At 75.1% G+C, this 11,193-nt stretch carries 10 protein-coding genes; 9 read left to right on the top strand and 1 reads right to left on the bottom strand.

Annotated features, from left to right (window positions below):
- The first annotated feature begins 123 nt into the window (after positions 1 to 123).
- The 6 genes from I4I78_RS23795 to I4I78_RS23770 all read left to right on the top strand — a co-directional run bounded on the left by I4I78_RS23795 (position 124) and on the right by I4I78_RS23770 (position 5,484).
- Positions 124 to 936 (top strand): nucleoside phosphorylase, encoded by an 813-nt coding sequence (locus I4I78_RS23795; protein WP_218613700.1) that lies wholly within the window; start codon positions 124 to 126, stop codon positions 934 to 936.
- Between the two features lie 125 nt (positions 937 to 1,061).
- Positions 1,062 to 2,126 carry an NAD(P)-dependent oxidoreductase gene (locus tag I4I78_RS23790; protein WP_218613699.1) on the top strand — a complete coding sequence of 355 codons (1,065 nt, stop codon included), beginning with the start codon at positions 1,062 to 1,064 and terminating at the stop codon, positions 2,124 to 2,126.
- A 106-nt stretch (positions 2,127 to 2,232) separates the two neighbouring features.
- Positions 2,233 to 2,868: a glycosyltransferase family 2 protein gene (locus tag I4I78_RS23785; protein ID WP_218613702.1), complete on the top strand. Its 636-nt coding sequence runs from the start codon at positions 2,233 to 2,235 to the stop codon at positions 2,866 to 2,868.
- The gene (locus I4I78_RS23780; protein ID WP_218613698.1) at positions 2,865 to 3,602 is read left to right on the top strand and encodes a DUF2064 domain-containing protein; all 738 of its coding nucleotides are present in this window, start codon (positions 2,865 to 2,867) and stop codon (positions 3,600 to 3,602) included. The genes I4I78_RS23785 and I4I78_RS23780 overlap by 4 nt, the downstream gene beginning before the upstream one ends.
- Positions 3,599 to 4,228: a bifunctional 2-polyprenyl-6-hydroxyphenol methylase/3-demethylubiquinol 3-O-methyltransferase UbiG gene (locus I4I78_RS23775; protein ID WP_218613697.1), complete on the top strand. Its 630-nt coding sequence runs from the start codon at positions 3,599 to 3,601 to the stop codon at positions 4,226 to 4,228. The genes I4I78_RS23780 and I4I78_RS23775 overlap by 4 nt, the downstream gene beginning before the upstream one ends.
- On the top strand, positions 4,225 to 5,484 hold the full coding sequence (locus I4I78_RS23770) for a molybdopterin-dependent oxidoreductase (RefSeq protein WP_218613696.1): 1,260 nt from the start codon (positions 4,225 to 4,227) through the stop codon (positions 5,482 to 5,484). The genes I4I78_RS23775 and I4I78_RS23770 overlap by 4 nt, the downstream gene beginning before the upstream one ends.
- Positions 5,485 to 6,040: 556 nt before the next feature.
- Here I4I78_RS23770 and I4I78_RS23765 read toward each other — a convergent pair.
- Entirely contained in the window at positions 6,041 to 7,456 is a 1,416-nt protein-coding gene (locus I4I78_RS23765) for a hypothetical protein (RefSeq protein WP_308252312.1), read from the bottom strand.
- 333 nt (positions 7,457 to 7,789) lie between these two features.
- On the opposite strand from I4I78_RS23765, the gene I4I78_RS23760 reads away from it, so the two are divergent.
- The 3 genes from I4I78_RS23760 to I4I78_RS23750 form a co-directional block, all read left to right on the top strand.
- On the top strand, positions 7,790 to 9,121 hold the full coding sequence (locus I4I78_RS23760) for a geranylgeranyl reductase family protein (RefSeq protein WP_218613695.1): 1,332 nt from the start codon (positions 7,790 to 7,792) through the stop codon (positions 9,119 to 9,121).
- A gap of 36 nt (positions 9,122 to 9,157) precedes the next feature.
- Positions 9,158 to 10,006 (top strand): alpha/beta hydrolase, encoded by an 849-nt coding sequence (locus tag I4I78_RS23755; protein WP_218613694.1) that lies wholly within the window; start codon positions 9,158 to 9,160, stop codon positions 10,004 to 10,006.
- Between the two features lie 278 nt (positions 10,007 to 10,284).
- Positions 10,285 to 11,193, top strand: a 909-nt coding sequence (locus I4I78_RS23750; RefSeq protein ID WP_218613693.1) for a serine/threonine-protein kinase, incomplete at its 3' end; no start/stop codon positions are given.

Genomic DNA, 11,193 nt, shown 5'->3' with positions numbered 1-11,193 from the left:
GGGACCGACGATAGCGGCATCCGGCCCGGCACGACCGGATCCGCCGACGACCGGAGCCGGGCGAGGTCGTCGCCCGCGCCCGGACGCGACGACACGGTGCACCGCAGGCGATGATCGTCGGTGATGAACACCGACCCCGCGGGCGCGCCCGTTCCCGCCCCGCACCTCCCGCTGCTCGAGGACGACCTGGCCGAGCCCGGCGTGATCCGGGCGTCGGAGATCGTCCCCGAGGTCGACGACATGCCGGCCGCCGCCGTGATGTGCTGGTTCCCCGAGGTCGTCGACGGCATCGGCGCCACCGCCCGGGCGGCCACGACGCTGCGCTCGGAGCTGGGACGCAACCCGGTCTGGGTCGTCGACTCCCCCGCCGGGCGCCCGGTCGCGGTCCTGCAGCCCGGCGTCGGCGCGCCGCTGGCGGCGATGTTCCTGGAGGAGCTGGCCGCGCTCGGCGTGCGCACGGTGGTCGGCGTCGGCGGGGCCGGCGCGCTGCTGCCGGACCTGACGCTGGGCCACGCCGTCGTGCTCGGCAGCGCCCTGCGCGACGAGGGCACCTCGTTCCACTACCTGCCCCCGGGCCGGGTGGTCGACGCCGACCCGGTCGGTGTGGAGGCGCTGTCGACGGTGCTGGGCGAGCAGGGCGTGCCGTACGTGGTCGGCCGCAGCTGGACCACCGACGCCGTGTTCCGGGAGACCCCGGAGCGGATCCGGCGCCGTCGCGAGGAGGGCTGCGCCGTCGTCGAGATGGAGGCCTCCGCGCTGCTGGCGGTCGCCCGGTTCCGCGGCATCCGGTTCGCCCAGCTCCTGCTCGCGGCCGACTCGCTGGCCGGGCCGGAGTGGCAGCACCGCGGCTGGACCACGGCCAGGGAGGTCCGGCTCGGGTTGTTCGGGCTCGCCCTGGCCGGGGTGGATGCGCTCGCGGACGCGCCCACCGGTTGACCGTCCCGCTCGGCGCCCGGGCCCGACCACTGCGCCCGCTCGCCGGGCCCGGCCACGGCGCCGGACGCACGTGTGGTCAGGGGCGCCGGGGCCCCGGGTGGGCCTGACCCCATACCCTGCGCGCCATGCGAGTTCTCGTGACCGGCGGTGCAGGATTCATCGGTTCGCACGTCGCCGACCGGCTGACCGCCGACGGCCACGAGGTCGTGCTCCTCGACGCCCTGCTGCCGCAGGCGCACGGCGGGAAGGCGCCGGAGTGGGTCTCCGGGCACGAGCTGGTGCACGGCGACGTCCGCGACCCCGAGGTGCTGCGGCGCCTCCTCCCGGGGGTGGACGCGGTGTGCCACCAGGCCGCGATGGTCGGGCACGGGGTGGACCCCTCGGACGGCCCGGACTTCGCCGCGCACAACGACCTCGGCACCGCGGTGCTGCTGGCCGCAATGCACGAGGCGAAGAGGTCCCGGCTGGTGCTGGCCGGGTCGATGGTCGTCTACGGCGAGGGGCGCTACGACTGCCCGGAGCACGGCGTCGTCCGTCCCGGGCCGCGTGCGTTCGCCGACATCGACGCCGGGCGCTACGAGCCGCGGTGCCCGGACTGCGGTCGCGACCTGGTGCCCGGGCTCGTGCCGGAGTCCGCGCCGCTGGACCCGCGCAGCACCTACGCCGCCACCAAGCTCGCCCAGGAACACCTGTGCAGCGCGTGGGCCCGGCAGACCGGCGGAACGGTGTGGGCGCTGCGCTACCACAACGTCTACGGCCCGCGGATGCCGCGCGACACCCCGTACGCGGGCGTGGCGTCGATCTTCCGGTCGGCGCTGGAACGCGGCGAGGGGCCCGGGGTGATGGAGGACGGCCTGCAGCGGCGCGACTTCGTGCACGTCTCGGACGTGGCTGCGGCGAACGCGCTGGCACTGGCCGCGGAGCCGACCCCGACCGGGTTCGGCGCCGCGAACGTCTGCTCCGGCGAGCCGCACACGATCCTCGACCTCGCCACCGAGCTGGCGTCGGCGATGGACGGACCCGCCCCGCAGGTCGTCGGCGGGGCCCGCCCCGGTGACGTCCGGCACGTGGTGGCCGATCCGGCCTACGCGACCGAAAGGCTCGGCTTCCGTGCCGTGACCAGGTTCGCCGACGGCGTCGCCGCCTTCGCTACCGACCCACTGCGATCACCCGCCGGTGTGAACGTCTGACCGACCGCCGAACCGTTGCCCGCCCGGGACCGAACAACTCTTTCTCAGCCGCCGAGCGGAACCGACCCGAAAGGGCCAAGATCGCGCCGTGCACCGATGTCCCGAAATCGTGCTCCCCTGTCTCGATGAGGAAGAAGCTCTGCCCGCCGTCCTGAAGCGACTCCCCGCGGGTTGGCCCGTCCTGGTCGTCGACAACGGGTCCACCGACGACACCGCGGCGGTCGCGCGCGCCCACGGCGCCCGCGTCGTCGTCGAACCCCGCCGCGGCTACGGCGCCGCCGTGCACACCGGCCTCGTCAACGCCGAGGCCGACCTGGTCGCGTTCCTCGACGGCGACGGCTCCCTGGACCCGGACGTCCTGCCCGGCATGGCCGAGACCGTGATGGACGGCCGGGCCGACATGGCCGTCGGCCGCCGGATCCCGGACTCCGCCGGGGTGTGGCCCTGGCACGCCCGCGCGGCGAACTCGGTGATCGCCGCCATGCTCCGCGGCAAGGGCGTCGGCGTACACGACATCGCCCCGATCCGGGTCGCGCACCGCAAGGCGCTGATCGACCTGCAGATCGAGGACCGTGCGTTCGGCTACCCGCTGGAACTGTTGATCAAGGCCGGCGCCGCGGGCTGGACGCTCGACGAGATCCCGGTCGCGTACTCCCGTCGCGCCGGTGGCCGCTCCAAGGTCTCCGGCTCGATCAAGGGCACCGTGCGGGCCGCACGGGACATGACGGGCCTGCTCAGATGAGCGCCCCCTCCGGAGCCCCCGGCTCCACCACCCACGGCGCCGTCGCGCCGGTCGCGACGATCGTGCTGGCCAAGGCCCCGGTCCCCGGCCGGGTGAAGACCCGCCTGTGCCCGCCGGCCACCGCCGAGCAGGCCGCGACCCTGGCGGCCGCCGCACTGCTCGACACCCTGGACGCGGTCCGGGCGACGCCGGGCGCGCACCCGGTCGTCTCGTTCACCGGCGAGCGCTCCGACGCCGTGCTCGCCGACGAGCTGCACACCGTGCTGGACGCGGTGGACGTCGTCGAGCAGCGCGGGGACTCGCTCGGCGAGCGGATCGCCGCCGCCCACGCCGACACCGCCGCGCTGCACCCGGGCCTGCCCACCCTGCAGGTCGGGATGGACACCCCGCAGCTCTCCGCCGCGCTGCTCGAGCAGTGCGTCCACACCCTGCTGACCCCCGGCAACGACGCCGTGCTCGGCCTGGCCACCGACGGCGGTTGGTGGATCCTCGGCCTGCGCGACCCGCACCGGGCGGCCGTGCTCGCCGACGTCCCGATGTCACGCGAGGACACCGGTGCCCGCACCCTGGACGCGCTGCGCGCGGCCGGGCTGCAGGTCGGTGTCGTCGCCGAGCTCACCGACGTCGACACCGCAGCCGAGGCCGTCGAGGTCGCCGCCCTGATCCCCGGTTCCCGCTTCGCCGCCTCCGTGGACGCGTGCGCGTCCGCGCTGACCGCTGGGAGCCCGGCATGACCGCCGCCGCCACCCGTCTCGCGTTCGACGCCGCCCTGGCCGGGGTCCCCTCCCGGCTGCTGTGCAGCGACGGCACCGAGGTCCTGCTCGACGTCTCCCGCTGGACCGACCCGGCCGGCGGTGAGGACGACTGGCTGCTCGACCGCTGCAGCGGCCCGACCGTCGACCTGGGCTGTGGCCCCGGGCGGCTGGTGGCCGCGCTGGCACAGCGCGGCGTGCCGGTGCTCGGGGTGGACCAGTCCGGCGTCGCCGCCACGCACTGCCGGCGCCGCCGGGTCTCGATGATCCGCCAGGACCTGTTCGCGCCGCTGCCCACCGAGGGCGGCTGGGGTCACGTGCTGCTCGCCGACGGCAACATCGGCATCGGCGGCGAACCGGACCGGCTGCTGGAGCGGGCCTCGCGCCTGCTCGCCCCCGGCGGGACCGTGCTGGTCGAGGCCGACCCGCGCCCGGAGCTCGTCTGGACCGGCACGGTGCAGGTCTGCACCGGCCCGGCGGTCGGGGAACCGCTGCCGTGGGCCGTCGTCGGCATCGAGGAGCTGACCCGGATGGCCGCCTCGGTCGGGCTGGCCGCGACCGCGCAGTACACCGGCCACAGATCGTTCGTGGAGCTGAGAAGGTCATGAGGCCCGCACGGATCCTCCGGTGGCGCAGCCCCATCCGTGGACCGTGGCTGACCTCGATGTTCGCGCTCCCGCTGCTCATCGGGCTGCCGATCGTCATCGTGACCGGGCTGCTGGACTGGATGGCGTACTCGCCGCAGTTCGGCCAGTCCATCCCGTCCGACGTGGGCGGCCTGCACCTGCCGTGGTTCGAGTGGCCGACGTCGCCGTCGTGGCTGTTCCGGCTGACCGAGGGACTGCACGTCGGCCTCGGGATGATCCTGGTGCCGCTCGTGCTGGCCAAGCTCTGGTCGGTGATCCCGAAGCTGTTCACCGGGCCGCCGAAGGGCCTGGTCCAGGCCCTGGAGCGGGCCTCGCTGGTCCTGCTCGTCGGCGGGATCCTGTTCGAGATCACCACCGGCCTGCTCAACATCCAGTACGACTACGTGTTCGGGTTCAGCTTCTACCTGGCGCACTTCGTCGGGGCGTGGGTGTTCATCGCCGCGTTCGTGCTGCACGTGTTCCTCAAGCTGCCGACGATGCTGCGCAGCCTGTCCTCCCGCTCGCTGGTCCGGGAGCTGCGCACGCCGCTCGCGGAGACCGTCCCGGAGCCGCCGGACGTCCACGGCCTGGTCGCGCCCGACCCGGACCCGCCGACGATGTCGCGCCGCGGTGCGCTGGCGCTGGTCGGCGGCGGCGCGCTGTTCGTCGCCGCCATCACCGCGGGGCAGACGGTCTCCGACCGGTTCCGGTCGACGGCGCTGCTGCTGCCGCGCGGGCGCACCACGTCGCCCGACTCCACCGAGGCCGGCGGCCCGAACGACTTCCCGGTCAACCGCACGTTCGTCGCGTCCGGCATCGCGGCCGCGGCGATCACCTCGGACTGGGCGCTGACGCTGACCGGCGGGGCCGGCGAGGTCCGGATCGGACGCGAGGACCTGGCCGCGATGCCCCAGCACACCGCGGAGCTGCCGATCGCCTGCGTCGAGGGCTGGTCGAGCACCCAGACCTGGACCGGGGTACGGCTGCGCGACCTCGCGGCCGCGGCCGGGGTGCCGGAGCCCGCATCGGCCGTCGTGCGGTCGGTGGAGGTGGGACCGTTCGCGCGCGCCCAGCTGACGCGGGCACAGGTGCTCGCCCCGGACTCGTTGCTGGCCACGCAGGTCAACGGCGCCGAGCTCTCCCGCGACCACGGGTACCCGGCCCGGGTGATCGTCCCGGCGCTGCCCGGGGTGCACAACACCAAGTGGGTCGTCATCATCGAGTTCAACCGTGCCTGAGCAGGACGGGAAGGGCGCCGGGACCGGCGAGCCCGCCGCACCCGGACGCGTCGCCTCGTACCTGTCCCGGCGCTCCCCGCTGGGCTGGACGGGGTTCCTCGTCTGGGCGCTGGTGCGGCTCCTCGCGTGCCTGGCGTGCTTCGCGCTCGTCTACTACACGGTCGACCTGCTGCTGCTCGACGACCCGTCGCTGGCCTCGGTCCTGATCTGGTTCGTCGGCGCGTTGTTCCTGCACGACCTGGTGCTGTTCCCCCTCTACGCCGGCGGGGACCGGGTGCTCGCGCTCGTGCTGAAGGCCCTGCCCCGGACCCGGGTGCCGCTGGTGAACCACGTACGGGTCCCGGTGCTCGGCGCCGGGCTGTCGCTGATCATGTTCCTGCCCGGGATCATCCGGCAGGGCACGTCCACGACGGTCGCCGCGACCGGGCTCGACCAGGAGCCGTTCCGGGACCGGTGGGTCCACCTGGCGCTGGCGCTGTTCGCCGTCTCGTTCCTCCTCTGGCTGCTGCGCACCCTGACCGGGATGCTCGTCAGGGCCCTGCGAGCCCGCAGGACGTCACCACGGCATCGTCAGCAGGTGGTTGAGGGCGAGCGCGAGCAGCGCCTGGGCGACCAGCCAGCCGCGGACCTGCCGGCGCGGGAGCAGCCCGCAGGCCAGCACGAGCCAGACGCCGAACGGTAGCCAGATCCGCTCGACCTCGGCCTTGCTCATCCCCGAGTAGTCGGCGACCGCCACGGCCAGCACCCCGGCCGCGATCAGCAGCACCGCCCCGACCGGGACCGCCCGCGGGTGGGTCACCAGCCGGCGCAGGCCGGCCACCACGGCCGGGCCGAGCGCGAACAGCACCGCGGCGATGTTGGCCCAGACGAAGTACTCGTACGGACGGTCCTGGGCGATGCTGCCCGCGTAGATCAACCGGACGTTGTCGAACCCGTCGAGCCACCAGAACCCGGACAGCGTGAACGCCGCGACGACGACCGCGGCCCCGGCCAGCGCGGGCGCCAGGATCGACCACCTCCGGGTCGCCGCGAGCACCGCCAGCGGGAACAGCACACCGATCGCCAGCCCGTAGGACAGGTAGATGCTGAACGTCGCCACCAGCCCGCCGGCCAGTCCGTAGGCGACCGTCGCTCCCCGCACGCTCGCGGCCGTGGCCAGCGCCAGCAGCGCGACCCCCCAGGCCAGGACACCGGCGAACATGCCGTCCGCGGACACCCCGACCCACACCGCACCCGGGAACAGCACCGCGAACGGCAACGCCCGGCGCGCCAGGTCCTCGGCACCCAGAGCCTTCAGCGTCACCGCGGTCGCCGCCGCGGCCGAGGCACCGACGAGCATCACGACCACCCCGGCCGCGCCGCCGCCGGAGAGGCCGATCTGGTCGAGCCCGATGAACACGGCGAACGCGCCGGGCGGGTGCGCGCCGACGTGGGTGACCCAGAACCAGGTCTGGGACGGGTCCTGACCGGTGGTCAGGATGTGGTCGGAGAAGATCGAGAGCATCTGCCCGATGCCGGTCACCCGGGGCAGGTCGTAGAGGTACTCCTGGTCGCTGGCCAGACGGGTCGCGACGCCGTTCTGCCAGCCGTCCACCATGGCCAGCGACAACGTCCAGGCGAACGCCGCTCCCCAGGCCGCGAACATCAGCCGCACCCAGCTCGCCCGGGCCGCGAACGACGGCCCGAACGCCACCACCGCGACCGCGACCAGGACCGCGAACGGGGTACCCGGGCCGGTGTGCGGCTCCCAGTTCGCCAGCAGCGGCGGGAAGAACACGAAGATGTTGACGCCGGCGTCGAGCAGCCGCCAGCCCTCGCGCGCCGCGAGGACGACGAACACGACGGCCGCCGCGACGCTGAGCAGGTCGGGGAGCGCGGGGCGGAACCCGTCTCCGCGACGCGGAGCCGGATCGGTCTCCGGCGCCACGGGCATCGGTACCGGGGCTCCGGCCTCCACGGGTGTGCTCGCCACGGCCCCCACGCTAGCGACGGACGGCGTCACGACGTCGGGCGGTGTGCGGAGCAGACCCCGTGCGCCGCGCTCCTCCGGCACCTGGTGACCCGACCGGCGCGGCACGGACCGGCCGCGGCCCTCGGGAATGCCCCCGCGATGACGGGTGAGATGACGTCCATCGCCGTCGGCCTCGGCCGGAGCGGGACCAGCGTCATCTCACGGTGTCGGGCGGGCCGAACGCTCGTCCACCGAGGAGAACGTCGGGGTGACCGGCCGGGTGGGTGCGACCGCCGCCGGTGACCGGGCGCACATGACGGGCGGGAGCCCGCGGGTGGTTGCCACACTGGAGCCATGTCCGCCACGTCCGTACCCGCCGTCGGCGGGGGTCCCGGCCCCGCTCCGGAGTCCGCCGAGCGTCGCTCCGCGGGCGCGAGCATCGACACCGACGTGCTGGTGGTGGGCGCCGGGCCGGCGGGTGCCGCCGCGGCGGCGTGGGCCGCCCGGCACGGGCTGGACGTGGTGCTGGCCGACGCCGCGACGTTCCCGCGGGACAAGACCTGCGGCGACGGGCTGACCCCGCGCGCGATCGCCGAGCTCGACCATCTCGGCCTCGGCGACTGGGTGCGCGGGTACGGCACCAACAAGGGCCTGCGCGCACACGGCTTCGGGCAGACCCTGGAGCTGCCCTGGCCCGGCGGCGCGCTGCCGGCCAACGGCGGCGCGGTCGCCCGCACGACGCTCGACGACCGGATCCGCCGGGTCGCCCTGGACGCCGGAGCGGTCCCGATGGACGGCGCCAAAGCCGTCGACGTCGGCTACCACGGTGACCGGGTGGACGAGGTCACCTTCGCCGACGGGCGCACCGTGCGGTGCAGGCGGCTCGTGGTCGCCGACGGCGCCCGCTCCACCCTGGGCCGGGTGCTCGGCCGCGAGTGGCACAAGGACACCGCATACGGCGTGGCCGCACGCGGCTACATCACCTCCGGGCGCAGCGACGACCAGTGGATCTCCTCGCACCTGGAGCTGCGCGGCGAGGAGAACGAGGTGCTGGCCGGCTACGGCTGGGTGTTCCCGCTGAACAACGGCGAGGTCAACATCGGGGTCGGCACGCTGGCCACCGAGCGCCGCCCGGCCGCGGTCCGGCTGCGCAGCCTGATCGAGCTCTACGCCGACCAGCGCCGCGCCGACTGGCAGCTCGAGGGCCCGGTGCGCGCCACCGCGTCGGCGCTGCTGCCGATGGGCGGCGCGGTCTCCGGCGTGGCCGGGGCGAACTGGGCCCTGATCGGCGACGCCGCCGGCTGTGTGAACCCGCTCAACGGCGAGGGCATCGACTACGGGCTGGAGACCGGACGTCTGGTGGCCGAGATGATGGCCGGCGAACGCGACCTGGCCACGGCGTGGCCCGCCACCCTGCGCACGCACTACGGGCAGGCGTTCTCGATCGCCCGACGGCTCGCCGGGCTGATCACGATCCCGCGGCTGCTGCCGATCGCCGGGCCGGTCGGGATGCGCTCGCGGGCGTTGATGACGGTCGCCCTGCGCGTGATGGGCAACCTCGTCACCGACGCCGACAAGGACCTCACCGCCCGGGCCTGGCGCGCCGCGGGACGGGCGTCGCTGCGCTTCGACGAGCGCCCGCCGTTCCCGGCCGCCGACCTGCGCACCCCCAGCACGGTGTCCTGACCGGCGCCCGGGCACCGGTACGCCAGACTCACCGGGGTGAGCACCCCGACCTTCGTCCTCGTCCCCGGCGCGTTCTGCAACGCCGCCTGCTGGGGTCCCGTGCTGCGCGAGCTGGCCCTGCGCGGGCACCGCGCGCTGGCCGTGGACCTGCCCGGGCACGGCTTCGACGCGAAGATCCCGTGGGGCTACCTCGGCGGGCAGGACGCCGCCTCGATGGCCGGCGAGACGAGCCCGATGACCACCATCGGCACGGCCGACGACGTCGCCGCCGTCACCGCACTGCTGCGCCGGGCCCGTGCGCACGGGCCGACCGTGCTCGTCGGGGCGAGCCGGGGCGGGCTGACGCTGACCGCGGTCGGCAACGCCGAGCCCGGTCTCGTCGACCACCTCGTCTACGCCTCGGCGCACTGCCCCGTCCCGCGCACGCCGGCGAACCCGCCGGAGATGGAGGCGAGCCTGCTGCACCTCGGGGCCGGTGTCGCCACCGCGGACCCGGCCGACATCGGCGCGCTGCGGATGAACTGGCGTACCGCCGACCCGGACCACCTGCTGGGCCTGCAGACCGCGCTGCTGGCCGACGGCACCCGCGCCGAGCTGCTGGCCTACCTGCACACCCAGGACCCCGACGAGTCGGTGAACGTCGACATGGCGGCCGCCACCGCCGACGCCGGCACCTGGGGCGCGATCCCGCGCACCTACGTCCGGCTCACCGAGGACCGCGCGATCCCGCCGGCGATGCAGGACCGCTACATCGCCGACGCCGACGCGCTGACCCCGGACAACCGGTTCGACGTGCACGAGATCGTGAGCAGCCACCTGCGGTTCCAGATCCACCCGGAGCCCTTCGCCGACGTCCTGGACGGGGTCGCGGCGCGGATGCCGTGATCCGGGCGGGGACCCGGTGCTGACCACGGCGTACCCGGACGGGTCACGCCCGACCCGATCAGGGACATGCGGTCGCCCGGTACGGTCACCGCGAACTCGGCGGCGCCGGCCGGACGTCCGACCGCCGTCCGACCCCGGGAGGACTCGTGCACGGTGGCGATGACCGGACCCGTCGCGGCGGGCCGGACCCGCGCGGGGGCGACCCGCGGGGCCGGCAGCCGGCTCCCCCTCCGGGGGCGTGGCCGACCCGCGCCGAACGGGACCCGGGCACCCGCCGGATGCCCCCGGGCGACGACCGCACCCGCCAGGTCGGCGCGGGTGGCGACCCCGGGGCGACCCGCCGGGTCGGCCCGCAGGACCAGGACCGCACCCGCTTCATGGGCGGCCCGCCCGACGCCCGCGCCGCGCACCCGGACGCCACCCGGATGCTGCCGCAGCCGGTCGGCGGCCCGGAGCTGCTCGGCGGCCGCTACCGCCTGGAGGGCCTGATCGGCCAGGGCGGGATGGCCGACGTGCACCGGGCGACCGATACCCGGCTCAACCGCCCGGTCGCGGTGAAGATCTTCGGCCCGGGCAACGACCCGACCGCCGATGCGCGCTTCCAGCAGGAGGCGCAGGTCATGGCGAACCTGCACCACCCCGGCCTGGTCGCGGTGCACGACTTCGCGGTCGAGCCGCACCGCGCCTACCTGGTGATGGAGCTCGTCGACGGGCCGACGCTGCGTGAGGTGATCGAGGCCGAGCGCCTGCCCGCCGACGACATCCGCCGCTTCGGCCTGGAGGTCGCCCAGACCCTGGCCTACGTGCACTCCCAGGGCGTCACGCACCGCGACGTGAAGCCGTCGAACATCCTGATCGACGGCAACGGCCGCGCCCGGCTGGCCGACTTCGGGGTCGCGTCACTGTTGGGAGGCGACGGGCACACCGCCGTCGGCGAGATCGTCGGTACCCCCGCCTACCTGGCGCCGGAGCAGGTCCGCGGGCGCGACGTCGGCCCGCCCGCCGACGTCTACGCGCTCGGTCTGGTGCTGCTCGAGGCCTGGACCGGGCGTCGCGAGTACCAGGGCGAGGGCATCGAGGGCGCCGGTGAGCGGCTCACCCGCTCCCCCGTCGTCCCGCGCGACGTCCCCGAACCGCTGCGCGGTGCGGTCGCGGCGATGACCGCGACCGACCCGGCGCGGCGGGCG

It is taken from the genome of Pseudonocardia sp. KRD291, assembly GCF_019263595.1.
Taxonomy (GTDB): domain Bacteria; phylum Actinomycetota; class Actinomycetes; order Mycobacteriales; family Pseudonocardiaceae; genus Pseudonocardia.
This window is presented reverse-complemented; position numbering and strand designations above follow the sequence as displayed.

Bases quoted from the DNA above. Each gene is read 5' to 3' on its own strand.
- I4I78_RS23790 (WP_218613699.1), top strand. From the start codon at position 1,062: ATGCGAGTTCTCGTGACCGGCGGTGCAGGATTCATCGGTTCGCACGTC.
- I4I78_RS23760 (WP_218613695.1), top strand. From the start codon at position 7,790: ATGTCCGCCACGTCCGTACCCGCCGTCGGCGGGGGTCCCGGCCCCGCT.
- I4I78_RS23780 (WP_218613698.1), top strand. From the start codon at position 2,865: ATGAGCGCCCCCTCCGGAGCCCCCGGCTCCACCACCCACGGCGCCGTC.
- I4I78_RS23770 (WP_218613696.1), top strand. From the start codon at position 4,225: ATGAGGCCCGCACGGATCCTCCGGTGGCGCAGCCCCATCCGTGGACCG.
- I4I78_RS23795 (WP_218613700.1), top strand. From the start codon at position 124: ATGAACACCGACCCCGCGGGCGCGCCCGTTCCCGCCCCGCACCTCCCG.
- I4I78_RS23775 (WP_218613697.1), top strand. From the start codon at position 3,599: ATGACCGCCGCCGCCACCCGTCTCGCGTTCGACGCCGCCCTGGCCGGG.